This is a genomic window from Derxia gummosa DSM 723 (assembly GCF_000482785.1).
In the GTDB taxonomy this organism is placed as follows: Bacteria; Pseudomonadota; Gammaproteobacteria; order Burkholderiales; family Burkholderiaceae_E; genus Derxia; species Derxia gummosa.
This window is the reverse complement of sequence record NZ_AXWS01000008.1, coordinates 230006-254682: the sequence shown is the minus strand read 5'-3', so window position 1 is coordinate 254682 and position 24677 is coordinate 230006. Positions and strand designations below refer to the sequence as shown.

General features: G+C 68.9%; 22 protein-coding genes. 8 read left to right on the top strand and 14 right to left on the bottom strand.

The genetic code is table 11. The features are described from left to right. Window positions 1-483 precede the first annotated feature (483 nt). Genes exbB through H566_RS0107390 form a run of 3 tightly spaced genes read left to right on the top strand, consistent with a single transcriptional unit; the run spans window position 484 to window position 2085 of the window. Complete coding sequence (gene exbB, locus H566_RS0107400; protein WP_028310941.1) at window positions 484-924, top strand: TonB-system energizer ExbB; 441 nt, start codon at window positions 484-486, stop codon at window positions 922-924. After that, complete coding sequence (locus tag H566_RS0107395; RefSeq protein WP_028310940.1) at window positions 905-1288, top strand: ExbD/TolR family protein; 384 nt, start codon at window positions 905-907, stop codon at window positions 1286-1288. The genes exbB and H566_RS0107395 overlap by 20 nt, the downstream gene beginning before the upstream one ends. Next, a complete protein-coding gene (locus tag H566_RS0107390; protein ID WP_028310939.1) occupies window positions 1285-2085 on the top strand; it encodes a TonB family protein in 801 nt (266 codons plus the stop codon). The genes H566_RS0107395 and H566_RS0107390 overlap by 4 nt, the downstream gene beginning before the upstream one ends. A gap of 157 nt (window positions 2086-2242) precedes the next feature. Here H566_RS0107390 and H566_RS0107385 read toward each other — a convergent pair whose 3' ends face one another. The 4 genes from H566_RS0107385 to glnT are packed head-to-tail and all read right to left on the bottom strand — an operon-like array spanning window position 2243 to window position 6621. Then, window positions 2243-3607, bottom strand: a complete 1365-nt coding sequence (locus tag H566_RS0107385) for an FMN-binding glutamate synthase family protein (RefSeq protein ID WP_028310938.1) — start codon at window positions 3605-3607, stop codon at window positions 2243-2245. Window positions 3608-3628: 21 nt separating this feature from the next. Next, window positions 3629-4324, bottom strand: coding sequence for a GltB/FmdC/FwdC-like GXGXG domain-containing protein (locus H566_RS0107380; protein WP_028310937.1), 696 nt, complete (start codon window positions 4322-4324; stop codon window positions 3629-3631). Then, entirely contained in the window at window positions 4312-5217 is a 906-nt protein-coding gene (locus H566_RS0107375) for a class II glutamine amidotransferase (RefSeq protein WP_028310936.1), read from the bottom strand. Before H566_RS0107375 ends, H566_RS0107380 begins: the two co-directional genes overlap by 13 nt. Window positions 5218-5229: 12 nt before the next feature. Further along, on the bottom strand, window positions 5230-6621 hold the full coding sequence (gene glnT, locus H566_RS0107370; protein WP_084544863.1) for a type III glutamate--ammonia ligase: 1392 nt from the start codon (window positions 6619-6621) through the stop codon (window positions 5230-5232). A gap of 175 nt (window positions 6622-6796) precedes the next feature. Here glnT and H566_RS0107365 point away from each other — a divergent pair, with 175 nt between their 5' ends. Further along, window positions 6797-7402, top strand: a complete 606-nt coding sequence (locus tag H566_RS0107365) for a helix-turn-helix domain-containing protein (protein WP_028310934.1) — start codon at window positions 6797-6799, stop codon at window positions 7400-7402. 48 nt (window positions 7403-7450) lie between these two features. Here the strand turns inward: H566_RS0107365 and H566_RS30340 are convergent, their stop codons facing one another. The 4 genes from H566_RS30340 to H566_RS0107345 form a co-directional block, all read right to left on the bottom strand. Then, entirely contained in the window at window positions 7451-9796 is a 2346-nt protein-coding gene (locus tag H566_RS30340) for a putative bifunctional diguanylate cyclase/phosphodiesterase (protein ID WP_211238054.1), read from the bottom strand. 210 nt (window positions 9797-10006) lie between these two features. Then, complete coding sequence (locus H566_RS23585; protein WP_051378309.1) at window positions 10007-11641, bottom strand: tetratricopeptide repeat protein; 1635 nt, start codon at window positions 11639-11641, stop codon at window positions 10007-10009. A gap of 146 nt (window positions 11642-11787) precedes the next feature. Beyond that, the gene (gene hutG, locus H566_RS0107350) at window positions 11788-12591 is read right to left on the bottom strand and encodes an N-formylglutamate deformylase (protein WP_028310933.1); all 804 of its coding nucleotides are present in this window, start codon (window positions 12589-12591) and stop codon (window positions 11788-11790) included. Between the two features lie 32 nt (window positions 12592-12623). After that, on the bottom strand, window positions 12624-13736 hold the full coding sequence (locus H566_RS0107345) for a LysR family transcriptional regulator (protein ID WP_051378307.1): 1113 nt from the start codon (window positions 13734-13736) through the stop codon (window positions 12624-12626). A 259-nt stretch (window positions 13737-13995) separates the two neighbouring features. Between H566_RS0107345 and H566_RS23580 the strand changes: the two genes are divergently transcribed. The 3 genes from H566_RS23580 to H566_RS0107330 all read left to right on the top strand — a co-directional run bounded on the left by H566_RS23580 (window position 13996) and on the right by H566_RS0107330 (window position 15789). Next, window positions 13996-14982: a sigma-54-dependent Fis family transcriptional regulator gene (locus tag H566_RS23580; protein ID WP_425387925.1), complete on the top strand. Its 987-nt coding sequence runs from the start codon at window positions 13996-13998 to the stop codon at window positions 14980-14982. Between the two features lie 79 nt (window positions 14983-15061). Further along, window positions 15062-15586 carry an ATPase gene (locus H566_RS0107335; protein ID WP_028310931.1) on the top strand — a complete coding sequence of 175 codons (525 nt, stop codon included), beginning with the start codon at window positions 15062-15064 and terminating at the stop codon, window positions 15584-15586. Further along, window positions 15583-15789, top strand: coding sequence for a hypothetical protein (locus H566_RS0107330; protein ID WP_028310930.1), 207 nt, complete (start codon window positions 15583-15585; stop codon window positions 15787-15789). Before H566_RS0107335 ends, H566_RS0107330 begins: the two co-directional genes overlap by 4 nt. A 138-nt stretch (window positions 15790-15927) precedes the next feature. On the opposite strand, the gene H566_RS0107325 is transcribed toward H566_RS0107330, so the two are convergent. The 6 genes from H566_RS0107325 to H566_RS0107300 form a co-directional block, all read right to left on the bottom strand. After that, complete coding sequence (locus tag H566_RS0107325; RefSeq protein WP_028310929.1) at window positions 15928-16266, bottom strand: P-II family nitrogen regulator; 339 nt, start codon at window positions 16264-16266, stop codon at window positions 15928-15930. A 16-nt stretch (window positions 16267-16282) separates the two neighbouring features. Next, window positions 16283-17671: an ammonium transporter gene (locus H566_RS0107320; protein WP_084544961.1), complete on the bottom strand. Its 1389-nt coding sequence runs from the start codon at window positions 17669-17671 to the stop codon at window positions 16283-16285. A 278-nt stretch (window positions 17672-17949) separates the two neighbouring features. Continuing rightward, window positions 17950-18699 carry a TorF family putative porin gene (locus H566_RS0107315; RefSeq protein WP_028310927.1) on the bottom strand — a complete coding sequence of 250 codons (750 nt, stop codon included), beginning with the start codon at window positions 18697-18699 and terminating at the stop codon, window positions 17950-17952. 164 nt (window positions 18700-18863) lie between these two features. Then, entirely contained in the window at window positions 18864-21242 is a 2379-nt protein-coding gene (locus tag H566_RS0107310) for a DUF1989 domain-containing protein (RefSeq protein WP_028310926.1), read from the bottom strand. Continuing rightward, entirely contained in the window at window positions 21235-21957 is a 723-nt protein-coding gene (locus H566_RS0107305) for a hypothetical protein (protein ID WP_028310925.1), read from the bottom strand. The genes H566_RS0107310 and H566_RS0107305 overlap by 8 nt, the downstream gene beginning before the upstream one ends. Next, the gene (locus H566_RS0107300; protein WP_028310924.1) at window positions 21957-23327 is read right to left on the bottom strand and encodes an NAD(P)-binding domain-containing protein; all 1371 of its coding nucleotides are present in this window, start codon (window positions 23325-23327) and stop codon (window positions 21957-21959) included. The genes H566_RS0107305 and H566_RS0107300 overlap by 1 nt, the downstream gene beginning before the upstream one ends. Before the next feature lie 231 nt (window positions 23328-23558). On the opposite strand from H566_RS0107300, the gene H566_RS0107295 reads away from it, so the two are divergent. Next, window positions 23559-24677 (top strand): aminomethyl transferase family protein, encoded by a 1119-nt coding sequence (locus tag H566_RS0107295; protein WP_028310923.1) that lies wholly within the window; start codon window positions 23559-23561, stop codon window positions 24675-24677.

Genomic DNA, 24677 nt, shown 5'->3' with positions numbered 1-24677 from the left:
GGCAAACCCGATCGAAATCCAGGGCCGGGAAGCAAGTCATGCCGGCAAACCGGCGGACTCGTCCGAAACAAGCTGTCGGCTTTGTGAACATCCGGACATACGAAATGTCATTTTCAATACAGCGAGGGGTGGGCAAGTCCCGGACGGAAGGCTGTCAGACGGATTCGACTCGCACGCTGGACGTTGCCGGGAAGCGCGACACGACCGCCGATCGAAGCTGACGCGGTCGCGATTCGCTCTGGTTGCCAGAGGGCAGCCCGCCTTCATGCGGGGCGCATGGCCACCTCTGCCGGAAGCCGTCGTTACCTGTCCGCAATGGCGAGTGGCACATTGATTGCACCCCGGGCTACCGCAATTAGACTTTTATATTTCGGAAGTCATGACGCTCGGCGTCCGGTCCGTGCGGCGGGCCTGCCCTCGCCGGACCGCCACCGCGCCGCGCTCCGGCTCGGCTCCGACTTCCGCCCTTCCAAGGAGAAATGCATGCATGGCGACTGGATATCCGGCGCAATCGACTACGGCGTGATCGGGCTGCTCGCGCTGCTGAGCATCATCGTGGTGGCCATCGGCATCGAGCGCGCGATGTACTACCGGCGCGTCGACGTGGGCGCGGTCGGCGACGGCAAGGTGCTCGAACTCGCGCTGACCGGCCGGCTGTTCGTGATCGCCTCGGTGGCGAGCAACGCGCCCTACCTCGGCCTGCTCGGCACGGTGCTCGGGATCATGCTCACCTTCGCGCGCATGGGCGAAGGCGGCGCCATCGACACGGGCCAGATCATGAGCGGCCTCGCGCTCGCGCTGAAGGCCACCGCGATCGGCCTCGTTGTCGCGCTGGTCGCGGTCGCGCTCTACAACGCGCTGCTGCGGCGCGCGAACGTCCTGCTGCTTCAATGGGAGATCGCCCATGCGCGAAAAGACGTTTGAGAGCCTGAACATGGTGCCGTTCATCGACATCATGCTGGTGCTGCTGACGATCGTGCTCACCACCTCGAGCTTCATCGCGAGCGGCCGCATCCCGGTGAACCTGCCCAAGGCCAGCGCCTCGCAGCCCGATGGCAAGCCGAACGAGACCATCGAGATCGACGCCGCCGGCACCGTGTTCTGGAAGGGCGCGGCAACCAGTCCCGAAGCCCTGCGCGCCGCGCTCGAACCACTGGCGCGCGACACCCCCGTGGTGCTGCGCGCCGACCGCTCGGTGCAGTTGCAGCGCTTCATCGACGTGGCCGACCTGCTCAAGCAGCTCGGCTTTGCCAAGGTGGCGGTCCAGACGGAGGCCGGAAAATCATGAACACGCTTGCATCCCCGCAGGGGCTTGGCGCCGCCCGCGCGCCGCTGTCCGCCGCCAGCCGCGGCGTCCCCGGCCTGCCGCCGGTGCGCGCCGGCGCCCAGCGCGCGCTCGGCCTGTCGCTCGCGCTGCATGGCCTGCTCGCGGTGGGCTGGGTCGTGGCCGGCATGCAGTTCATCGCGCCGGCCCCGCCGCCGGTCACGGCTGCCATCGACCTCATGAACCTGCTCAGCCAGACGCAGATCGAGGAAAAGCGCCAGGGCGAGCAGGCCCAGCCCAGACCGCCCCAGCCCGCGAACACGCCACATCCGGTCGAGCGCAGCAAGCCCCAGCCGCACGACGCGGCGCAGCCGCCCACGCCGGTCAAGGCCACCACGACCCAGGCCGACAGCCCGGTCGTGACGCCGACCGAGACGGCCGCGCAATCGGCACCGCCCGCCCCCGCCGCCAAGCCCGTCGGCGACGCCGACAACACGCAGATGGCGCAGTCGAGCGTCCCCCAGGAAACCGAGGCCGACCGGCTTCAGCGCTACCTGGGCAAGCTCAACCGCGAGATCGCAAGCCATCTGAGCTATCCCGACGAGGCGCGTCAGGCCGGCGTTCACGGCGAACCGCTGGTGAGCTTCGTGGTGCTGCCGAGCGGCGAACTCGACCCCGGCTCGCTCAGGCTGGTCAGCAGCGGCGGCCATCCCGCGCTGGACGAGCGCGCCCTCGCGGCCGTGCGCGCGGCCGCGCCGTTCGAGCCGCCGCCGCGCCGCCTGCCGATCAGGCTGAGGCTGCACTTCGACGCCGATCGCTGATCGCCCCGCCAGCCGCGCAGGGCCGGAAAAGACGACGCCGCTCCGGGCGCAAGCCGGGAGCGGCGTCGTCGTGCCGGGCGGATCGCCCGGCGTCATCGCATGACACGGATCTCGCGGCCGGCGGGCAAGCCGCGCCAACCGCCCCGGTCGCGGCGGCTCAGTAGCCGCCGAAGCCCGGAATCCAGTCGGTGCCGGCGAGCGGCAGACGGGCCATCGCGGCCGCCTCGACCGTCAGCGCGACGAGGTCCTCGCGCTCCAGGTGATGCACGTTCTGCTTGCCGCAGGCGCGCGCGATCGTGGTCAGCTCCATGTTCATCGTCTTGAAGTAGTTCTTCAGGCGCTTGGCGCCGACGAGGGGTTCGAGACGCTGTTCGAGGATCGCGTCCTGCGTCGTCACGCCGACCGGGCACTTGCCGGTGTGGCAGTGGTGGCAGAAGCCCGGCTGCGTGCCCAGCGCCTCGTACTCGCCGAGAGCCGACAGATGCTGGCCGTTGTTGACGTAGGTGTCGCTGTTGCAGCCGAGGGCCATGAGCACGCCCTGGCCGATCGCCACCGCGTCGGCGCCCATTGCAAGCGCTTTCGCCACGTCGGCGCCGGTGCGGATGCCGCCCGAGACGATGAGCTGGACCTTGCCCTTCATGTTCAGGTCTTCGAGCGCATCGACGGCCGAACGCACCGCCGCCAGCGTCGGGATGCCGACGTGCTCGATGAAGCAGGTCTGCGTCGCGGCCGTGCCGCCCTGCATGCCGTCCACCACCACCACGTCGGCACCGGCGTGCACCGCGAGCTTCACGTCATGGAAGGTGCGCGTCGCGCCGACCTTCACGTAGATCGGCTTTTCCCAGTCGGTGATCTCGCGCAGCTCGTTGATCTTGATGAGCAGATCGTCCGGACCGGTCCAGTCGGGGTGGCGGCAGGCCGAGCGCTGGTCCACGCCCTGGGGCAGCGTGCGCATCTTGGCGACGCGCGGGTTGACCTTCTGGCCCAGCAGCATGCCGCCGCCGCCCGGCTTGGCGCCCTGGCCGATCACCACCTCGATCGCGTCGGCGCGGCGCACGTCGTCGGGGTTGAAGCCGTAGCGCGAGGGCAGGCACTGGTAGACGAGCGTCTTCGACGACTCGCGCTCTTCCTTCGTCATGCCGCCGTCACCGGTGGTCGTGCTGGTGCCGAGTTCCGTCGCGGCGCGGCCGAGGGCTTCCTTCACGTTGGCCGACAGCGCGCCGAAGCTCATGCCCGCGACGGTGATCGGGATGTCGAGCTCGATCGGCTTCTTGGCGAAGCGCGTGCCGAGCACGGTCTTGGTCGTGCACTTCTCGCGGTAGCCCTCGAGCGGGTAGCGCGACATCGAGGCGCCCAGGAACACCAGGTCGTCGAAATGCGGGACCTTGCGCTTCGCGCCGAGGCCGCGGATCTCATACAGGCCCGTGGCCGAGGCGTGCTGGATGTAGTCGAGCGTCTTGCGGTCGTAACCCCAGGATTCCTCGCGCGAGATCTTCTTGAAATGAACCGGCTTGCTGTCCATGCGATGTGCTCCGGGGTCTGATCAGTATTCCTGGTTCGCGTCAGCGTTCCAGTGGTAGAGGCTGCGCGCCGAGGCGATGCGGCGGAAGTCGCGCGCGTCGTGCTTGCCGGCCATGCCGGCGTCGGCGAGCAGGCCGGTCACGGCGGCGATGTCGGCATCGGTCATGTCTTCGTAGCGCGCGTCGGCGCCGAGCGACTTGACCGCGCCCTTCACGTAGATGACGGCTTCGTACAGCGAGTCGCCGAGCGCGTCGCCCGCGTCGCCGCAGATCACGAAGCGGCCGGCCTGGGCCATGAAGGCCGAGAAGCTGCCGACCGAGCCGCCGACGACGATGTCGCCGCCCTTGAGCGAGATCGCGCAGCGCAGGCCCGCGTCACCATCGATCACGAGCAGGCCACCGTGGGCCGAGGCGCCGGCGCCGTTCGATGCAAAGCCTTTCACGTGGACCTTGCCGCTCATCATGTTCTCGGCCACGCCGGTGCCGGCGCTGCCTTCGATGACGACCGTCGCGGTCTTGTTCATGCCGCCGGCGTAGTAGCCCGCGTGGCCCTTGATCGTCACTTCAACGTCGGTGTCGAGGCCGACCGCGATGTTGTGCGCGCCATCCGGGTTGTTGACCGTCACCTTGCGCACGCCTTCGGCGGCCGCGCGCTTGTGCAGATAGGTGTTGAGTTCGGTGACCGGCGACGACGCCAGGTCGAAGGTCAGGCTTTCCATACGTACATCTCCTCGGGCGCGGGTTCGAAGACCTTGGCGTCCTTGACGCCCGGCAGGTGGGCAAGGGAACGGAATTCGGAAGCGATCGCGACGTAGTCGTCGGTCTCGGCCACGACGGCGGGCTTGCAGGCGAACGGGTCGCGGATGAGCGCGAGTTCGGTGCTGGTGCCCATCAGGAAGGTGTAGAAGCCGTCCAGCTCCTCGAAGCCCTTCTGCAGCGCGACCTTCAGCTCGTCGCCCTCACGCAGGCGCCATTCGAGGAAGCGGCAGGCCGCCTCGGTGTCGTTGTCGGTGTCGAAGTGGATGCCGAGCGGCTCCAGCTTGCGGCGGATGCCGTTGGGGTTGCTCAGCGAGCCGTTGTGCACCAGGCAGAAGTCCTCGCCGGCGGTGAACGGGTGGGCACGGTCGGGCGTGACGGCCGATTCGGTCGCCATGCGGGTGTGACCGACCAGATGGCTGCCCGTGAGCTTGCTGAACGAATAACGGTCGGCAACCTCGGCCGGCGTGCCGATGTCCTTGTACAGCTCGATGCTGCGGCCGGCCGACAGCACGTGCAGCTTGCTGTCGAAGCCCTTGACGGCGGCGTTCACGGGCGCGGCGGCGCCGGTGAAGGTGAAGACCGCGTGGTTGGCCTTGATCTCGATGCTGGCGTCGCCTGCAATCGCTTGCACGGCGCCGAGCAGCGCCTTCCAGTCATAGTCGCTGCCGGCTTCGGTCAGGCCCGAATACACGCTCAGCTTGCGCTTGGCATCGGCCAGCGGGTCGGTGAAGACGGCGAGACCGGCCGAGTCCGGACCGCGCTCGGTCATGCCGATGAGCATCGGCACCATCAGGGCGCCGAGCTGCTCGCGCAGCGCCGGCTTCTTCACCAGCAATCCAACGATTCCACACATGGTGTCGTTCCTTCAGAAAAACTCGAGGTAGCTCTTGATCTCCCAGTCGGAGACGTGGCGCATGTACTCGATCCATTCCATGCGCTTGAGCTTGAGGAATTCCTCGCCCACGGGGCCGAGGGCGCCGCGGATGACTTCATCGCCTTCGAAGGCATCGAGCGCGGCATTGAGGTTCTGCGGCAGCAGGCCGATGCCGGCTTCCTTGAGCTGGGCTTCGGTCCACTGGTACAGGTTGACGTTGCGCGGCGCGCCCGGATCGAGCTTGCGTTCGACGCCGTCGAGGCCGGCGGCTACCACGGCGGCGGTCGCGAGGTAGGGGTTGCACGAGCCGTCCGGCAGGCGCAGTTCGAGCCGGCCCTTGGGGATGCGGATCATGCTGGAGCGGTTGTTGTCGCCGTAGCTGATGTAGGCCGGCGCCCAGGTCGCGCCCGTCAGGCTGCGGCCGACCACGAGGCGCTTGTACGAGTTGACCGTCGGCGTGCAGATCGCGGCGAGCGCCGGGGCGTGGGCCAGCAGGCCGCCGAGGAAGTGATAGGCCAGCTCCGACAGCTCCAGGCCGCGCGGATCGTTCTTGTCCTGGAACAGGTTGCGCTTGCCGTCGCCGATGCTCAGGTGCATGTGCATGCCATTGCCCGGCAGGTTCGCGAAGGGCTTGGGCATGAACGAGCAGATGTAGCCGAACTCGTGGGCGATCTCGCTCGCGGCCATCTTGAAGAAGACGTAGTGGTCGCAGGACGTGAGCGCGTCGGTGTAGGTGTAGTTGATCTCGAACTGGCCGTTCGCGTCTTCGTGGTCGATCTGATAGACGTCCATGCCGACCGCGCGCAGGCAGTTCGACAGCTTTTCCAGAAAGCCGCGGGTGCGCGACAGGCCCTTGTAGTCGTAGCAGGGCTTGGGCAGCGTGTCGGTCGGGTCGCAGGCTTCGAGCTTGCCGCTGACCGAGTTGCGCTTGAGCAGCGAGAACTCGGGCTCCAGGCCGGTGTACAGCGTCCAACCCTTGGCCGCGAGGCGGTCGAGCTGCTTGCGCGCCGTGACGCGGGTGTCGCAATGCCAGGGTTCGCCATTCACATGGCCTTCGCAGACGATGCGCGCGAGGCCCGGCTGCCAGGGCACCGGCACCATCGTCTTCAGATCGCCGACGGCCATGAAGTCGGGGCCGTGCGGCTCCAGACCCATGCCCCACAGGGCGAAACCGGCAAAGCCGGCGCCGGCGGTCAGCACCGATTCGAGGTGCGCGACGGGCACGGCCTTGGCCTTGGCCACGCCGTGGATGTCGACGAATTGCGCGAGCACATAGGCGATGCCGCGGGCGCCGAACCAGGCCTTGGCTTCGTCGGCGGTCTCGAAACGCGGGATCTGAACCAGGGTGCCGTTGGGCACGGCGGAATCTGACGGGGTTTGCATCGAAGCAGGTCCTCAGGGCCGGATGGGGTGGGGGAAGTACGGCAGCGCATGTCGATCTGCCTCGACCCGGACAATACGTTCATGTTTCCATATAGGCAACAAGTGTTCATCCCATGAACATCAACTTCAGTCCCGCTTACACTGATCCGCCGATCCGCTGAAAGAACCCGCCCGCATGGACAAGCTGCCCGACACCCATTCGCCCTCGCTCGAAAACGACGTGGGCGCCGCCATCCGCGAACTGCGCAAGCGGCATGAGCTGACGATCGCCCAGCTGTCGGAGCAGACGGGCGTGAGCCGGGGGATGCTGTCGAAGATCGAGACCGGGCAGACCACGGCCAGCCTCGACACGCTCGCGCGCATCGCGCGCGCGCTCGGGGTGTCGATGGCGATGCTGTTCAGCCGTTATGACGCGGTGGGCGCGTCGGCCCAGCACATCAAGAAGGGCGCGGGGATGGAAGTGGTGAGGCGCGGCACCAAGAGCGGCCACACCTATCACCTGCTGAGCTACGACACCGGGCCGACCAAGCTGTTCGAGCCCTTCCTCATCACGATGGACGACGACTCGCAGCGCTACCCGACCTTCCATCACCCGGGGTCGGAGTTCATCTACATGCTGGAGGGCGAACTGGAGTACCGCTGCGGCCAGCAGACCTATCTGCTGGAGCCGGGGGATTCACTGACGTTTCAGGGGACGGTGCCGCACGGGCCGGAGAAGCTGCACCGGTTTCCGATCAAGTTTCTGTCGGTGATCGTTTATCCGCAGGCGCAGGAAGGCTGACGCGCCGTCACGCGGGCGCGACCGGCCAGCACTGGCCCGGAGGTCGGCTCAGGCCACGGCCGACGATGCCGGCGCAGCCAGCCCACCTCCCTGCCCCGCCAAATCCCCCCGCAGCACCTGCTCGAACTCCCCCGCCGCCAGCGGCCGGCTCACGTAGTACCCCTGGAACTCGTTGCAGCCGTTGGCGCGCAGGTAGTCGGCCTGGGCCTCGGTCTCGATGCCCTGGGCCACGACGCTCATGCTGAGCGTGCGGCCCATGCCGATGATGGCTTCGGTCAGCGCGCGCGCCTCGGGCACGCTGCCGGCGTCGCGCATGAACGAGCGGTCGATCTTGATGCTGTCGATCGGGAACTGGCGCAGCGCCGACAGCGACGAATAGCCCACGCCGAAGTCGTCGATGGCGATGCGCACGCCCAGCAATCGCAGGTGGGTCAGGATGCCGACGCTGCGCTCGACATCGTTCATGAGCAGGCTCTCGGCCACTTCCAGCTCCAGCAACTCGGGCGCGAGGCCGGTCACGGTCAGCGCGGCGCTCAGTTCGCCGATGAGCCGCGGGTCGAAGAACTGGCGCGCCGTCAGGTTGATGGCGACGGGCAGCGCCGGCAGCCCCTGCTTCTGCCAGGCCATGCCCTGGGCGCAGGCGGTCCGCAGCACCCAGCGGCCGATCGGCACGATGAGACCCGACTCCTCCGCCACCGGCAGGAACTGCATCGGGCCGATGCTGCCGAGGTCGGGATGCTCCCAGCGCAGCAGCGCCTCCATGCCCGTGAGCTGGCCGGTCACGGCGTCGCGCTTGGCCTGGTAGTGCAGCGCGAACTCGTCGCGCTCCAGCGCGCGGCGCAGGCTGGCTTCGAGTGAAAGCCTTTGCAGCGCATTGGCGCTGCGGGTTTCGGAATAGAACTGGAAGTTGTTCTTGCCGTCTTCCTTGGCCTGGTACATGGCGCTGTCGGCATGCTTGGTGAGCGACTGTTCGTCCAGCCCGTCGAGCGGATAGCGCGCCGCGCCCACGCTGGCCGAGATGCGGAACTCCTGGCCGATGAGCATGAAGGGCCGCGCCACGGCGGTGAGGATGGCCTCGGCCACATCGGTGATGCGCGCGTCGCTGGCGGTGGCGGGCAGCAGCACGACGAACTCGTCGCCGCCGAGGCGCGCGACGGTGTCGCCCTCGCCGAGGCAGGCGCGCAGGCGCAGCGCCACCTCCTTGAGCAGATCGTCGCCGGCATCGTGGCCGAGGGTGTCGTTGATCTGCTTGAAATGGTCGAGGTCGAGAAACAGCACGGCGAGCTGACGCTCGTGCTCGCGCGCCTCGGCGATGCCCTGGCCGAGCAGCTTGCTGAACAGACTGCGGTTGGGCAGGCCGGTGAGGCTGTCGTGATAGGCGAGGTATTCGACGCGCCGGGCGTGGGCAATGTGCTCCTCCACCGCGCGGCGGCGGCTGCGCGCGAGTGCGTGGCTGAGCCGGCCGAGCAGGCCGAACACGCAGATGACCACGGCGCTCGCGGCGCTCGCGCGCAGCACGAAGGTGCGCCGCTTGGCGCGCGCGGCGGCGAACTGTTCATCGTCGGCCACGCCGGCGATGACGGCGAGCGGAAAGCCGGGCAGCTCGCGCATGCGGGCGTGGCGGCGCACGCCGTCCCAGGGCGTGCTCAGGGCGGCACCGTCGTCGGGCAGGCGGGCGCGCAGGGCGGCGTAATCGGTGCGGTCGCCGGTGGTGACGACCGCGCCGCTGCGGCGCGCGCGGAACACGCCGTCGCGGCCGAGCAGCGCCAGCACGCCATGCTCGCCGAGGCGGGCGGCGTCGTAGCCGGCGGTGAAATAGGCAGCGTCGACCGTCACCGTGGCGATGCCGTCGAAACTGCCGTCGCCCGCGTCGAGCCGGCGCGAGAAGCGCAGCGTCGCGCCGGGCGCCGCCGGGTCGTCGGAGGCCGGGCGCGGCAGACCGACCACCATCGCGTCGATCGCGCGCGCGGCCCGCAGTTCGGCCGCATCGACGCGCCCCGCCCCGGACGGGTCGCGCGTGCCGGCCAGCACCCGGCCGTCGCGGTCGATCAGGCTGACGGTGAAGCGCGGGTCCTGCGGCAGCAGCGCGCGCGCTTCGAGCGAGTCGAGCTCGCGCAGCCGGCTGCCGGTCTCGTGGGCGTACTTGACGAGCTTGAGCGTCTGGTCGATCTCGTGCAGCGCGCCCAGCACTTGGGCCTCGCAGGTCTCGCTCAGCTCGCGGGCGAGCAGCGCGGCTGCGCGGTCGGCGGCGGCCATCTCGTTGGCCGTCAGCCGCAGCACGCCAACCCAGATGATCCCGAGCACCATCAAGGTCAGCAGCGGGAACAGCAGCGCCGATTCGGCAAGGCGGTGCGGGGCGCCGGCGACGGTCGACCGGAGCGGGCTGGGCTTCATGGACTGGATCCTTGCGGTGCCGGCGATGACTGCCTCGGTTGAGTGGGGCGTCGCCTCGATGTCCGCGTCGGGCGCCAGGCGCTCGATGCGGCCGAGGGCGACGGTCAGGTCGGGAGGCGGGCAGAAGACGGCCCGCCCAGCTCCGCATTACGGCGCGGCAGTTCACCTACTGAAGAGCCAGCCTCGCCGCGCGTGGCGTCGCCGCAACCTTCAGTTGTCGATCACCGTGCCGGCCACCACCTTGCGCGTGTGCGTGGTGAGGCCGAGGTCGATGCGCGGCCCCGGCGGGCAATGGCGGAACTGGAACTTCTCGATCTCGGCGTCGAGCCTGGCGACCGCCTCGTCGGAATCGCGGTGCCTGGCGGCGACGAGCCGCGCCATCGACAGCGGCTTGCTGTTGAGCGTGCGGCGCGCGCAGTCGTAGAGCTGCTCGACGGTCTTCAGCGGCGAGCCGGTCACGAGATGGGCCATCGCGTCCTGGCAGCGCTTGGCGATGGTGGCGTGTGTGCCTCGGATGGCGCGCACATGGCTCTCGTGGCGGCGCACCAGCGCGGCAAGCGCCTCGGTGGTGGAACGCGTGGCGCAGAAGCGGAAGCCGATCAGCTCGATCCAGCGCGGCGCGTCGGGCAGCACGATCTCGGTGGTCGTCACGCGCGCGATCAGCGCCGCGATGTCGCAGGCGAACTCGAAGTCGGCCTCGGGCCGGCGCAGCAGCTCGGCCAGTTCGCGCAGCTGCGCGACGCCGGCGGAGAACTGGCGATTGGCGAAGGCGTGGATGGTTTCGATGGTGCGGTCGAGCCGGCGCAGCCGCACGCTCTCGGCATGGCTGCGGAACAGCCGCTGCCATTGCTCGCGCACGCGGCGCATCTCGCGCAGGTCGCCGGTGTCGTAGAGCACGAACATCAGCAGCACGAGCGAATGCCAGTCGAAGTTGCGCGAGCGGTTGCCGGCGCGCAGGGCGGTGCCGAGCGCCTCGCGCGCGGCGGCGGTGTCGTCGGCGAGGAAGGCCAGCCAGCCGAGCTTCTGCAGGCGCGCCGCGTTGCTCGGCGTGATGTCGACGGCGCGGCGCATCGTGGCGGTGGCGCCGGCGATGTCGCCCTGCTCGAACATCGCGCGCGCCAGCACGTCGTAGGCATCGACGAACTCGGGATGCTCGGCCACCAGGCTTTCGAGCACGCGGCGCGCGCGCTGGCTGTCGCCGTCCTCGATGTCGAGCGCGACCAGCCCGAGCCGCGCCCAGGGCAGTGCCTGGCTGCGGCAGACCTCGTCGAGCAGGCGGCGCGCGTCATCGATGCGGCCGAGCTTGATGTACAGCTCGACGCACAGCCGCGCGGCGTAGAGGCGGTAGGGGCCGGGCACGGCGAGCATCGCCTCGCACAGCTCGATGCCCCTGGCGTAGTCGCGCCGCTCGATGGCGAGATAGATCGGCGCGAGCGCGACCTTGCGCCGGTAGGCGACGACGATGCGCTCGGACAGCGTGTTGGCGGTGAAGGGCTTGAGCAGGTAGTCGTCGAGCGCGGTCTCGATCGCCTCGGCGACGCGCTGGTACTTGGACTCGCCGGTGATCATGATGAACACCGCCATGAACGAGAGCGCCCGGGTGCGGCGCCAGTCTTCGAGCAGGTCCTGGCCGGTGCCGTGCTCGTTCTCGAAGTGGTAGTCGCACAGGACGATGTCGTAGCGGTTGCGCTCGACGGCGGCGCGCGCGTCGGACATGCGTCCCACGCAGGTCACGCGCTTGAGGCCGATCTCGCGCAACAGGCATTCGCACACTTGGCGCGCGACGCTGCTGTCGTCCACCACGAGCACCTGGCAGTCATCCAGCCTGAGGACCGGTTCGTTCATGTCTCGTCCGCGTTTTATGGTTTCTTGGTCGTCTGAAACCGTAAACAACGCGGCGCGCGGGCAAATCACCGATGACCGGAACGCTTACCGGCCAGAGTCACGCATATGCATGACCTCCGACGCTGGCGCAGGCGGGCGGCGATGCGTCAGGCGGGCAGCGCGCCGAGCGCGGCGGCGAGCATCCTTTCGAGCCAGGGCTGCACCTTCACGGCGAGGTCGGGCCGGTATCCGAACGGCACTTCCTCGTCCATGTAGATGCACTGGCACATCTCCAGCTGGATCGCGTGCACGCCTTCGGACGGGTTGCCGTAGGCGCGCGTGATGTGGCCGCCCTTGAAGCGGCCGTTGTGCACATGCGTGAAGGGCGTGCCGTCGAGCGCCGCGAGCACCGCGCCGATCACGCCGGCGCCGCAACTCCTGCCGTCGGCGGTGCCGAAGTTGAAGTCGGGCAGCTTGCCGTCGAACAGGCGCGGCAGGATCGAGGCGATCGAATGCGCCTCCCACAGCACGACCTGGCCGTGCTCGGCCTTCAGGCGTGAAAGCTCATCCTGCAATGCGCCGTGATAGGGCTTCCAGTAGGCGTCGAGACGGCGCGCGGTTTCGGCGGCGTCGGGCTCCTTGCCGGCGGGGTACAGGTGCACGCCCTTGAAGGTTTCGGTCGGGCACAGGCCGGTGGTGGTCTGGCCCGGATAGAGGCTCTGGCCGTCGGCCGGGCGGTTGAGGTCGATCGCGTAGCGCGAGACCTTGGCGCCGAGGATGCTGGCGCCCATCGCCTCGGCGAAGGCGTAGAGCGTGTCGAGATGCCAGTCGGTATCGGCGACGATCGGGCCTTCGTCGGTGAGCTGGGCGCGCACCTCGTCCGGAATGCGGGTGCCGAGGTGGGGGATGGAGATGAGCAGCGGGCGCGTGCCGCGCTTGAGCGAGTAGATGGGCGTGTCGAGGGTCGTCATGGCGTGGGACGGCAAGGGAGTTGAAAGCGCTTTCAGCCGGCCTCGGGCCAGGTGATGGCGTCGGCGGGCAGCGCGGGCATGGCGCGGCGGATGGCGGGCGCGGTCTCGCGGCTGAGCACGCTGCGGGCGACGCGCATCACCTCCTCGTCGAGGCCGGCCCATTCGGCGTCGCGCGCGAGCAGGAAGAAGTCGCGCTGGCCGAGCCGCGTGGGCGGCAGCGGCACGACGCTCACGCTGTCGAGGTACTGGCGCGACTGCCACAGGCAGAGCGGCGTGCTGATGGCCCAGCCGAGGCCGGCCGAGACGAGGCTGAGCATCGGGTCGGTGGCGTCGAATTCGAAGCGGCGCGGCGCGTCGATGCGCGCATGGCGCAGGAAGCGGTCGACCTGCTGGCCCATGACCGAGCGCGCGGTGTAGCGGATGAGCGGGAGGTCGCCGGCGAGGCGGGTGAGGTCGCGCAGCGCGACGGGCGCGGCGCCTTGCGAGGACGGCGCGGCGCCCTGCCCGGCCGGCGCGGCGTCGGCATTGCCAGCGCCCGGGCCGTCCGCCGCGTCGACGTCCGTGCCCGGCAGCACGCCGCGCGGGAACACCGCGACGAAGGCTTCCGAGAACAGCAGCCGCTGGCTGATGCGAGTGTCGTCCAGGCGCGTGTCGGTACAGATCACGAGGTCGAGTTCGCGCGCCTGGAGCTGCGCCGACAAGCCCGGCGTCAGGCCCGACCACAGTTGCAGCTGGCGCGCCGAACCCGCGAGCGCGCGGATCAGCGCCGGGCCGACCGTGGCGGCAAAGCTGTCGACGCAGCCGAGGCGGATCTGGGCGTGGTCCTGGCGCGCGCTCGCGCGCACCTGCTCGACGAGTGCGCGCGCCTGTTCGAGCAGCGCGCTCGCGCGGTCGAGCAGCGAGCGGCCGGCGTGCGTGGGGCGCGCGGGCCTTACCTCGCGGTCGAACAGCTGGGTGCCGCATTCGATTTCGAGCGCCTTCACGAGCTGGCTCACGGCGCTCTGGCTCACGCCGAGGCGTTGCGCGGCGAGCGCCATCGACCCCGCCTCGCAGACGGTGACGAAGGCTTCGAGCGCATGGAGATCGGGCAGCGCGCGGTGGCGACGGGGGCCGCCCTCGGGCAGGCGAACGGGATTGGCGGACATGGACGCATCCTGGGAAGCGCGGCGGAAGGCCGCGACAGATGCGCCAATTCTCAAGCACTGCATAAGCATTCGTGCAGCTCGCCGACGAGCGCTACCCCCAAAGGCTTACTCACGCAGGACGATTTCGCGCGCCGCGACGGCCGCCGACAATCGCCCTGCCCTCCGCGCGGCGGGCCGTCGGCGCACGCCGCCGCCCACGCCGCGCCTTCGCGGTCCCGCCGTCACCCGCGCCGGACCGCCCAACACAACACGGATGCCGATGAGCCCAGCCCTCTGCCTCGCCCACCCGCGCCCCGACGCCGCCAACGAACCCGACCGCGAAGCCTGCGATCCCGTCATCGCCGCCCAGCTGCGCACCGCGCTACGCGTGATCTCGCGCGGCACGCCGCTGCTGCTGCGCGGCGAAACCGGCGCCGGCAAGGAAGTGTTCGCGCGCGGCGTGCACGCGGGCAGTTCGGCGGCGGGCCGGGCCTTCATCGCCATCAATTGCGCGGGGCTGCCCGAGGGACTGATCGAGAGCGAGCTGTTCGGCTATCGCGGCGGCGCCTTCACCGGCGCCGATCGGGGCGGCCGGCGCGGCAAGATCCTCCAGGCCAACGGCGGCACGCTCTTCCTCGACGAGATCGGCGACATGCCGCTCGCGCTCCAGGCCCGGCTGCTGCGCGTGCTGGACGAGCGCCGCGTCACGCCACTCGGCAGCGAGGAGTCGATCCCCGTCAATTTCCAGCTCGTGAGCGCGAGCCACCGCGAGCTGGGCGCGCTGGTGGAGGAAGGCAGCTTCCGCGAAGACCTGTACTACCGGCTCAACGGCGTCGAGATCGTGCTGCCGCCGCTGCGCGAGCGCGCCGACCGCCGCGAACTCATCGACCGCATCCTCGCCGAGGAAGCAGGCGCGCCGGTGCTGCTCACGCCCGCCGCCGAGATGCTGCTCATGAACCATCCCTGGCCCGGCAACCTGCGCCAGATGCGCCATGTGCTGCGCGCCGCCGCCGCACTGTGCGACGGCAATCTCGTGGATGTGGAGCATCTGCCGGCGTTGCGCACCACGCCCTTCTCGGCCGCCCGCGCCCGCGCGCAACTGCCGCTGGCCGAAGCCGCCGCCGACGCCGAAGACCGCGCCGCCCTGCTCGACCTCATCACCGAGCAGCGCTGGAACCTCACGCGCGTGGCGAAGATGCAGGGCGTGAGCCGCAACACGCTGTACCGGCGGATGAAGCGGCTGGGGATCGAGCTCGACGGCGACTGAGGCCGGGGCGCCGCGCGGGCGGCAAACACTCGGCTAGTCTGGAGGACGACCGATCGTCGATCCCGACCAGGACATACGCATGGCCACGCCTCCCCGCGCCATCATCATCGCCGGCCCCAACGGTGCCGGAAAAACGACCTTCGCCCGCGAGTTCCTGCCGAACGAAGCGGGCTGTCCGGTCTTCGTGAATGCGGACCTGATTGCCGCCGGGCTGTCGCCTTTCGCTCCTGAACAGGCAGCCATCCAAGCAGGCCGGCTCATGCTCCGCGAGCTGGACCGGCACTTCGCCGCGCGGCAGAGCTTTGCCCTCGAGACGACGCTTTCAGGCCGTGCCTATCTGCGTCTGATCGAGCAGTGGCGAGCCGCCGACTACCGCGTGAAGCTCATCTTTCTATCGCTGGCGAGTGCGGATGAAGCTGTCGCGCGTGTCGCCCTGCGGGTCAGGCAAGGCGGTCATCACATCCCCGAGCCGGTGATCCGGCGTCGCTTCGAAGCCGGACTGAGCAATTTCCGCGAGCTTTACGCACCCCGTGTGGACGCCTGGGCCTTGTACGACAATGCCGGCGACTCACCGATCCTTCTCGACTGGAACGACCAGCCATGAACCCACTGCCGATCGAAACCGCCCGCGACAACGACCTACGCCTGTCCATGACCGCCATGCAACGCGCCGCCCAGCGCGCCCGCGAACTCGCGGCCCGCACCGGCACCTGCCTCGTGGTCGTGCGCGACGGAGTCCTGACCGAGATCGACCCGTCCGCGCCGGCGCAGGCCGCCGCCCCGTCATCGACGGCAACGCCTGCCTGAACCACCGGGCCGCGCTCCGGCCAGCCAACAAAAAAGGCGACGGATTCGACCCCGTCGCCTTTTTCTTTCCCGCCGATCCCTCGGGACCGGCTCAACCACCCTCCGCCTTGCGACGGACGGTGGCCGGCCCTGCATCGCTCAGAGCGCGCCCTCGCCGGTCTCGCCGGTGCGGATGCGGATCACCTGCTCGATGTCGGTCACGAAGATCTTGCCGTCGCCGATCTTGCCGGTGTGCGCCGCCTTGACCACGGCATCGACCGCCACATCGACGAGGTTGTCGGCCACGGCGGCCTCGATGCGGGTCTTGGGCAGGAAATCGACCACGTACTCGGCGCCACGGTAGATCTCGGTGTGGCCCTTCTGGCGGCCGAAGCCCTTGACCTCGGTGACGGTCACGCCGTTGACGCCGGCCTTCTGCAGCGCCTCGCGCACTTCATCGAGCTTGAACGGCTTGACGATGGCGGTGATGAGTTTCATCGGATCTCCTTCGGGTTCAGTTGGAGTACTTGTAGCCGACTTCGCCGTGCGACGACAGATCAAGACCGTCAACTTCCTGTTCTTCGTCGACACGCAGGCCGCCGCAGAACAGGGCCGCGATCTTGAACGCGATCCAGCTGCTGATGACCGAGTACACGAAGGTGAAGCCCGTGACGCCCAGGTTGACCATGAGCTGGCTCGACAGGTCGCGGCCTTCGGCGAAGCCCACGCCGCCCAGCGCCGGGAGCGCGAAGATGACCGACAGCGCACTGCCGACGATGCCGCCCGTGCCATGCACGCCGAACACGTCGAAGGAATCGTCCAGGCCGATCATCGGCTTGAGCTTCTCGACCGCCCAGCAGCAGATCGGCGCGGTGATCAGGCCGCAGGCGATCGCGCCCATCGGGCCGACATAGCCGCAGGCCGGCGTGATGGCGACGAGGCCGGCGATCGCGCCCGACACGGCGCCGAGCACGCTCGGCTTGCCGCGATGCGCCCATTCCACCAGCGTCCAGGCCACGGCGCCCGCGCAGGCGGCGAGCGAGTTGTTGAGCACCACGAGCATCGCGAAGCCGCTGGCCGCGTAGGCGCAGCCGCCGCAGAAGCCGAGCCAGCCCACCCAGACGATCGAGCCGCCGGTCATGGTCATGGTCATGTTGTGCGGCGCGAGGCTCGACGTGCCGAAGCCCTTGCGACGACCCACCAGATAGGCGCCGACCAGCGAGGCCGCGCCCACGTTCACGTGCACCACGTTGCCGCCCGCGAAGTCGAGCGCGCCGAGGTTGAACACCCAGCCGCCGGCCCAGGCCATGTGCGCCTGGGGCACGTAGTTGATCGTGAACCAGACGGCCAGGAACACCAGCACCGCCGAGAACTTGATGCGCTCGGCGAAGGCGCCGCAGATGATGACCGGCGTGATCGCCGCGAACAGCAGCATGAAGAACACGTACAGCCACTCGGGGATCGTGCCCTGAAGCGAATCATTGGTGATGCCGGCGAGGAAGACCTTGCCCGCGCCGCCGATCAGGCTTTGCAGCGAGCCGCCGTCCACGAAGATGAAGCTGTAGCCGTAGATCGCGAACAGCAGCGAGACCAGCGCCGAGCCGGTGAAGATCTGCATGAGGATCGACAGCACGTTCTTGCTGCGCGCCAGCCCGCCGTAGAACAGCGCGAGGCCGGGGATGAGCAGCAGCGTCACGAACAGCGCGCAGCAGGCCACCCAGGCCGTGTCGCCGCTGTTGAGCACCGGCGCCACGGCGGCGGCCGCGGCTTCGGCGGCGGCGGGGGCCGCATCGGTCGCGGCCTCGGCGGCCTTTTCCACGGCCTCCTCGGCGAGGGCGACCAGCGAGGTCGTCGAGAGCAGCGCGGCGGTCAGGCCGCGCCACAGTCGTGAGGGAAGAGTCATTTCGCGCTCCATGTCGATCATCGAAGGTTGGGATGTCGTTCTTGCCGCCGGGCGGCGCCGGCTGGCTGCGGGTTGTCGGTGCTGAAAACCGCGACGCGTGCCAGCGCTTGCAAATGGCGTGCCTTTGTTTCTTTTCAGGAACTAAAGGTTCGTTTAAGTAAACCTTCTCCTAACCCGCTCCTGCGCCGGGTCAGGCGATGGCGGCTCCCCTCGATGGGGCATGCCGCCACTGACATCGCACGCGCCTTGTGCGGCGCGGCCCCTGCTTCGGTGCAGGATCAGAACGTGCGCTTGAGCGACGCGATCCACTTCGGGCCGGCGGTGTTGACCGTGCCGATCGTGTAGAGCGCGGTCTTGCCGGTGGTGTCGGCCCAGGCCAGGCCGGCCTGCCAGCCGGAGCCGAGGTCGGCCAGGACGCCGAGCTTGTAGTCGCTGAAGTTGTACTGGCCGTAGCCCTTGACCTTCTGGTGGCCGGCGTGGGCCTGGGCCGTGTAGCCCGGCAGCACTTCATAGGCGAGGTTGGCCTCGAAGTACTCCGAACCCTTCGAATCGCCGCCGCCCATCGAGGCGTTGTTGAAACCAAAGTAGTTGGTGAGCGTGCGCGAGTACTTGAGGTTGAGCACGCTGTACGTCACGCCCGCATAGCCTTCGAGCGTGTTGTAGCTCTGGCCCGCGAAGCGGCCTTGCGGATAGGTGAATTGCAGCAGGCCGACGTCGTAGGCGAGGTCGCCGACGCTGCTTGCGTAGCCGCCGTAGAGGTCGAACTCGGCCGAGGCGTCGGTGATGGCCTTGCTGCTCACGTTGCTGCCCCAGACGCCGGCATACAGGCCGCTCGAATGCACGGCGTCGAAACCGCCCTGAACGGCGGCGCCGTCCTGGGTGTAGCTCATGCCGCGGAACACGTAGTTGGACACGATCGCGACATTGGCCGTGAGCGTGAGGGGGCTGGCCTCCTCCTCGGCACGGACGTTGAGGGCGGTCATGCAAAGGCTTGCGCCACAGAGGGCGAGCGTGGTGCTGCGGAACATGGGTGCTCCTGTTCGAGTGGTTGAAATGCGGCGCGCCGGCCGCGGAGGTACTGCTGGGTGAAACCTGGCAAGCCGCCTGGTCGCGGCTGCGGCCCGGCTGCGCATGGCGCGGCCGGGCCGGTGGCATGACCGTGGCCGGTCATGCGGATGCGGCGATGTGCCGGTCAGGCGCGCGGGCGCAACCTTTCCGGGTCGTAATGCGGCAGGTTCGTGAGGCGCGCGGGCAGCCGCTTCTGGTGGCCGTCGAGCGTGCCGATCTCCAGCTCGGTGCCGGGCGCGGCGTACTGCGCATCGATGCGGGCGATGCCGACGGTGCGGCCGAGCTTGGGCGAGCGCATCGCGCTCGTGACCACGCCCACCGGCACGCGGCCGAGGAAGAACTCGTCGCCGTGGCTGACGGCTTCGCCGCCTTCGAGCTGGAAGCCGACGATGAGCTTGCGCGGATGCTCGGCGCGCTCGGCCAGCACCGCGCGACCGATGAAGTCGCAGGGCTTGTCGAGCGAGATCGCATCGCCCACCCAGCCTTCCCAGCCGTCGGTGCGGGCGTCGAACTCGTTGCCGGCGGCGGCGAGCCCCGCCTCGATGCGCACGAGGTCGAGCGCGTCGAGACCCATGGGCTTGAGGCCGAGCGGCTGGCCGGCCTGCCAGATCGCGTCCCACACGCCTTCGGCGTCGCGCGGGTGGCAGAAGATCTCGTAGCCGAGTTCGCCGGTGTAGCCGGTGCGCGAGAGCACGATCGGCATGCCTTCATAGCCGCCGATGCGCGCCGGCACGAAGCGCAACCATTTCAGCTCGTCGATGCTCGGCTGGGCGGGCGCGGTCCAGACGATCTGGCGCATGAGGTCGCGCGCGCGCGGACCCTGCACCGCGAGGTTGCAGAGCTGGTCGGTCGATTCGCGCGCCCAGGCGTTGTAGCCCTGCTCCTGGATCTGCCGGCGCAGCCAGGGGCCGACCGTGTCCTCGCTGCACACGAGGCGGAAGTTGTTGACGCAGATGCGGTAGAGCAACGCGTCATCCAGCACGTTGCCATTGGGATGGCAGAGCGCGACGTGCGCGACCTTGCCCGGCCCGAGCTTGCTCACGTCCTTGGTCAGCGCCCATTGCAGCAGCGCCTCGGCGTCCGGGCCGGTGATCTCGATCTTGCGCATCGCCGACAGGTCGATGACGGCCACGGCCTCGCGGCAGGCCCAGTATTCGCTGATGGCGCCCTCGCCCGCGAAGCGGGTGGGCAGCCAGTAGCCGCGGTAATCGACGAAATGGCGCGTCAGCGCCGAGGTGCGCGAATGGAAGGGCGATTCGCGCGTGAGCTTCGGGTCGGCGTCGGGAGTCATGCGATGGGCGATGGCGCGTGGGAAGCCCGCGTCGGGCGCGTAGGTGCGCACGTGGATGTCGGTCGGGTTCCAGCCGTTGGCCGGGTCGATGTCGTCGGGGCAGGACGAGGTCACGCAGACGAGGTCGGTCAGCGCGCGCATCAGCACGTAATCGCCGGGGCGCGACCAGGGCTCGTCGAGATGCAGCTGGTGGGCCGAGCAGAGGAAGGTGTTGTAGAAGAAGTTGAGCGCTTCCCAGCCACGGCGCGGCGCGACGCCGTAGGGCGCGAGCGCGGCGCTGAAGTTGTCGCTGCAATTGACATGGCCGGGGTAGCCCATGTCGTCGTAGTAGCGCGCGCCGCAGGCGGTGGCGAAGGCGTCATGCCGGCCGACCGTGTCCTGCACCACTTCTATCAGCGGCTCGAAGTCGCGGTCGAAGGCCTTGGCCGGCAGGCCGGGCTGCGGATAGGCGGCGCCGAGCAGCGTGCGGGTGACGGTGGCGTCGAGCCCGCGTTCGATGCCCTGCTCCAGCTTGCGCAGCGAGAAGGCCTGGAAGTCGGAGCACTGGCGGCCCTGCACATCGAGCACCTGGATGTACTCGCCGGCCTTGACCACGTAGGCGTGCGCCGTGCCGGCGGCGATGCGCTGCTCGAAGCGCGGATCGGCCAGCGGCTCGGGCAGCGCGATGGCGGCGGCGTCCACCTGCGCGGCGGCGCGCACGAGCGTCAGCTCGACCGGCGTGGCCGCGTCGCCCGCGACGAAGTCCATGCGCGTGCCAGGCGTCGCGACGATGAGGAAGCCGTCGCGCTGCACCGTGAAGTCGGCGCGCGCGCCGGCGCGGCTGCCGCGCCCGAACAGGCGCAAGCCCCGCGCCTCGGCCAGCGCGATGCCGCGTCTTGCAAGCGCTGTCAGCGTGCGCGCGACGACGGGACCGCCTTCGGCCATGAGGGCGAGGAAGCCGTCGGGCGTCACCACGCTCGCCTCGGCGGCGCGCAGCGTGTCGGCATCGCCGAGGGCGCCGGGCGCGAAGGCTCCGCTCGCATCGCAGAACATCAGCTCGCAGACCTGGCCGCCCTCGACATCCGTCAGGGCCAGCCGGTCGCCAGCCTGCACGGCGACGACAAGGGAACCGCGTCCGGCGACGCGATGACGTTCGGTGCCGGCGGCGCGCGCCGGCAGGCCGGGCCGCAGGATGCGGCTGGGCGGCGGGGCGAGCAGGCGGGCGTCAGTCATGGTCGGCCTCCTGCGTCGCGGCGGAGCCGGCGCCCGGGCTGCCGGCCAAGACGGTGACAGCGCTTGCAGCGTCGGCGTCGGCCGGCTCGCCGGTCGTGCCGGCCAGTTCGGCGATGTGCTCGCACCAGAGCAGCGTCTGGGCCTTTTCGAGGCAGCGCCACACCGGCGCGAGCGCGGTGTCGGTCATGAGCGCGAGTTCGAGCGCGGCCACGTCCAGCAGCGCCTGTTCGTGCTCGACGAGCAGGTCGAGAATCTCGTGATCGGCGGGCGGCGCGAGTTCGCGCGCGCGGCCGTACTTCGACAGATAGGGCGGCGCCGGATCGGCGATCGCCGTCTGAATGAATTCGCGCCAGGGCAGGAAGCCGAAGCGATCGGCCAGCCGCCTGCCGACGATGTCGGCCTCGGCGGCGATGGCGGCTTCGTCCCAGGCGATGCCGTGCTTCTTCAGCAGCCGCACGAGCAGGGCCTGCATGCCGCGCTCCATCGCGACGAGCACGCTCATGAAGGCCTGCTCGCGCGGCGCGAGCGACCGCCGCTCGACCACGCCCGCGAGGAAGGTGATGCCCCAGGTCTCGTCGATGGTCACGTCGCGCAGCAGCTCGGCATAGCCGAGGCTCAGGTAGCGCGTGTCGTGGCCGTCGAAAAGCTGGGTGTTGCCTTCCGGGGCGACGCTTGCGATGCCCGCTTGCGCGGGCGTGGCGACGGCGGCCGTCATCAGGCTGCCTTGGGCTGGTCGAGCGGGCCGTCGGCCAGATAGGCCTCGAGCGAATCGTCGAGCGCGTCCTTCCACGGCGTGTGATGCAGCGGCGACATCTTGCCCGTCATGACCGAGCGGTAGCTGTGGTCGCGGAAGGTCATGATGTTCTCGTGCTTGTGCTTTTCCCAGACGAGGAAGGTCTGGATCACGCCTTCGAAGTCGAACATCGGATAGTCGGTCGCGCCGATTAGCTCCTTCACGTAGTCGGCCTGGAAGCGGATCATCGACTCGTCGTTGGTGAGCGTCTCTTCGCGGGCGCGCCAGGCCAGCGTGTAGTCGTGCTGGGTCTTGGCGTCGGGCAGCGCGATGCGGCCGAGGATCACGTCGCGCACATACCAGGCCTGGGCGTCGAACATGTTGAACGTGAAGAACTGGTCCTGCATGCCGAGGTAGAAGAACTTGTTGTTCCCCTCCCAGACCACGCCCTTGTAGAGGTTGAGCGGCCACAGGCGGTTGTCGGTCTTCAGGCGCAGCTCTTCCGGCAGGAAGGGGAAGAAGTGCTTGTAGCCCGTGCACAGGATGATCGCGTCGATCTCCTTGCTCGTGCCGTCCTTGAAGTAGGCGGTCTTGTTCACGACCTTGGTCAGCAGCGGCTTCTGTTCCCAGTTGTCGGGGAAGTGGAAGCTCATCGGCTTGCTGCGGTAGCTGGTCGTGATGCTCTTGGCGCCGTACTTCCAGCACTGCGAGCCGATGTCTTCCGCCGAGTAGCTGCGGCCGATCAGCAGGATGTCCTTGCCCTTGAACTCGAGCGCGTCGCGGAAGTCGTGGGCGTGCAGCACGCGGCCGTTGAAGGTGTCGAGGCCCTCGAAGTACGGCACGTTCGGCGTGCTGAAGTGGCCCGACGCGCAGATGACGTAGTCGAACACCTCGTCGTACATGACGTCGTTCTTGAGGTCATGCACGGTCACGGTGAACTTCTCGGTCGCCTTGTCGAAGTTGACCATGCGCACCGGCGATTCGAAGCGGCACCAGCCGCGCACGTTGGCCTTCTCGACGCGGCCCTTGATGTAGTCCCACAGCACGGCGCGCGGGGGGTAGGAGCCGATGCCCTTGCCGAAGTGCTCGTCGAAGGTGTAGTCGGCGAACTCCAGGCATTCCTTCGGGCCGTTGGACCAGAGGTAGCGGTACATCGAGCAGTGCACGGGCTCGCCGTTCTCGTCGAGGCCGGTGCGCCAGGTGTAGTTCCACAGGCCGCCCCAGTCGCTGCTCTTCTCGAAGCAGACGATCTCGGGGATCTCCGCGCCCTTGGCAGCGGCGGACTGGAAGGCGCGCAACTGTGCAGTACCCGAGGGGCCTGCGCCGATGACTGCGACTCGCTTCTTGCTCATTCGGTTGTTCTCCTGGTGTCGATGACGTGAAGGTCATGCGCCGCATGTGCTGCGGCTCGAAACCAGTTTTCTGCGTGGTGCCATGCCCCCGCAATCGTCATGAGTGGGTACCACCTTGGAGGTAACGGGCCACCCCTACCACCTTGGTGGTACCCACTCATGACGATTGGCGTGCGCTTCGGCCACGACCAGCATTCGCTCACCAACAGCCATGCCAAAGAGGTAAAGCGGATGCTCCGTAACTCGGTCCTGAACGAACGCCATCGCCAGCTCGGCTCCAAGCTCGACGGCGACACCTGGAACAACATGCCCCTGCCGTGGAGCTACTCGACCGATGCGGCCGATGAAGTGGTCGCCACGCGCAGCCGCGCCGCGCTGTATGACGTGTCGGCGCTCAACATCGTCAAGGTGAGCGGCCCCGATGCCGAGGCCGTGCTCGACAAGCTCGTCACCATCGACATCACCAAGCTCAAGCCGGGCACCGCCCGCCTCGCCGCCGAAGTGAACGACGCCGGCGCGCTGGTGGACGACATCATGGTCATCCGCGACGCCGCCGACCGCTTCCGCCTGTCGCACGGAAGCGGCGCCACGCCGAAGACGCTCGCGATGCTGGCCGAAGGCAGGAACGTGAGCGTCGAGGCCGACCTCGACGTGCACATCCTGTCGCTGCAAGGCCCGCTGTCGCTCGACGTGCTGGCGCCGCACACGCCCTTCGCGCTGGCCACCCTGCCCTACTTCAACCACACCGAGACCACGCTGTTCGGCCGCAACATCATCCTCGGCCGCGGCGGCTACTCGGGCGAGCGCGGCTACGAGGTGTACTGCTCGGCGGCCGACGCCGTCTTCCTGTGGGACGCCATCCTCGACGCGGGCAAGCCCTTCGGCGTGATCCCGGCGTCGTGGAACACGCTCGAACTCACGCGCGTCGAAGGCGCACTGCTGTTCTTCCCGTTCGAGATGCCCGAAGGCGACACCACGCCCTGGGAAGTCAACATGGACTGGGCCGTGGACGTGAACAAGCCCGGCGACTACATCGGCAAGGCCGCCGTGCTCGCGCTCAAGGGCCGCGAACGCATCAAGCAGGCCGGCATGATCGTCGAGCATTCGGCCGCCATGCCCGGTGGCGCGAAGATCTATGACGGCGACAAGGAAGTCGGCGTCGTGACCTCGGCCAGCTACAGCCGCTACCTCATGCAATCGCTTGCACTGGTCCACCTCAAGCCGTCGCACACCAACCTCGGCACACGGCTGACGATCAAGGTCGATGGCGCGAGCTACAAGGCCATGGTCGTGCGCACGCCGTTCTACGACCCGATGCGCCTGCGCACCCATCCCGAGAAGCAAGGCTGA

Excerpts from the sequence above, each read along its gene's own strand:
- exbB (WP_028310941.1), top strand. The coding sequence starts at position 484 with ATGCATGGCGACTGGATATCCGGCGCAATCGACTACGGCGTGATCGGG.
- H566_RS0107395 (WP_028310940.1), top strand. The coding sequence starts at position 905 with ATGCGCGAAAAGACGTTTGAGAGCCTGAACATGGTGCCGTTCATCGAC.
- H566_RS0107390 (WP_028310939.1), top strand. The coding sequence starts at position 1,285 with ATGAACACGCTTGCATCCCCGCAGGGGCTTGGCGCCGCCCGCGCGCCG.
- H566_RS0107385 (WP_028310938.1), bottom strand. The coding sequence starts at position 3,607 with ATGGACAGCAAGCCGGTTCATTTCAAGAAGATCTCGCGCGAGGAATCC.
- H566_RS0107380 (WP_028310937.1), bottom strand. The coding sequence starts at position 4,324 with ATGGAAAGCCTGACCTTCGACCTGGCGTCGTCGCCGGTCACCGAACTC.
- H566_RS0107375 (WP_028310936.1), bottom strand. The coding sequence starts at position 5,217 with ATGTGTGGAATCGTTGGATTGCTGGTGAAGAAGCCGGCGCTGCGCGAG.
- glnT (WP_084544863.1), bottom strand. The coding sequence starts at position 6,621 with ATGCAAACCCCGTCAGATTCCGCCGTGCCCAACGGCACCCTGGTTCAG.
- H566_RS0107365 (WP_028310934.1), top strand. The coding sequence starts at position 6,797 with ATGGACAAGCTGCCCGACACCCATTCGCCCTCGCTCGAAAACGACGTG.
- H566_RS30340 (WP_211238054.1), bottom strand. The coding sequence starts at position 9,796 with ATGAAGCCCAGCCCGCTCCGGTCGACCGTCGCCGGCGCCCCGCACCGC.
- H566_RS23585 (WP_051378309.1), bottom strand. The coding sequence starts at position 11,641 with ATGAACGAACCGGTCCTCAGGCTGGATGACTGCCAGGTGCTCGTGGTG.
- hutG (WP_028310933.1), bottom strand. The coding sequence starts at position 12,591 with ATGACGACCCTCGACACGCCCATCTACTCGCTCAAGCGCGGCACGCGC.
- H566_RS0107345 (WP_051378307.1), bottom strand. The coding sequence starts at position 13,736 with ATGTCCGCCAATCCCGTTCGCCTGCCCGAGGGCGGCCCCCGTCGCCAC.
- H566_RS23580 (WP_425387925.1), top strand. The coding sequence starts at position 13,996 with ATGAGCCCAGCCCTCTGCCTCGCCCACCCGCGCCCCGACGCCGCCAAC.
- H566_RS0107335 (WP_028310931.1), top strand. The coding sequence starts at position 15,062 with ATGGCCACGCCTCCCCGCGCCATCATCATCGCCGGCCCCAACGGTGCC.
- H566_RS0107330 (WP_028310930.1), top strand. The coding sequence starts at position 15,583 with ATGAACCCACTGCCGATCGAAACCGCCCGCGACAACGACCTACGCCTG.
- H566_RS0107325 (WP_028310929.1), bottom strand. The coding sequence starts at position 16,266 with ATGAAACTCATCACCGCCATCGTCAAGCCGTTCAAGCTCGATGAAGTG.
- H566_RS0107320 (WP_084544961.1), bottom strand. The coding sequence starts at position 17,671 with ATGACTCTTCCCTCACGACTGTGGCGCGGCCTGACCGCCGCGCTGCTC.
- H566_RS0107315 (WP_028310927.1), bottom strand. The coding sequence starts at position 18,699 with ATGTTCCGCAGCACCACGCTCGCCCTCTGTGGCGCAAGCCTTTGCATG.
- H566_RS0107310 (WP_028310926.1), bottom strand. The coding sequence starts at position 21,242 with ATGACTGACGCCCGCCTGCTCGCCCCGCCGCCCAGCCGCATCCTGCGG.
- H566_RS0107305 (WP_028310925.1), bottom strand. The coding sequence starts at position 21,957 with ATGACGGCCGCCGTCGCCACGCCCGCGCAAGCGGGCATCGCAAGCGTC.
- H566_RS0107300 (WP_028310924.1), bottom strand. The coding sequence starts at position 23,327 with ATGAGCAAGAAGCGAGTCGCAGTCATCGGCGCAGGCCCCTCGGGTACT.
- H566_RS0107295 (WP_028310923.1), top strand. The coding sequence starts at position 23,559 with ATGCTCCGTAACTCGGTCCTGAACGAACGCCATCGCCAGCTCGGCTCC.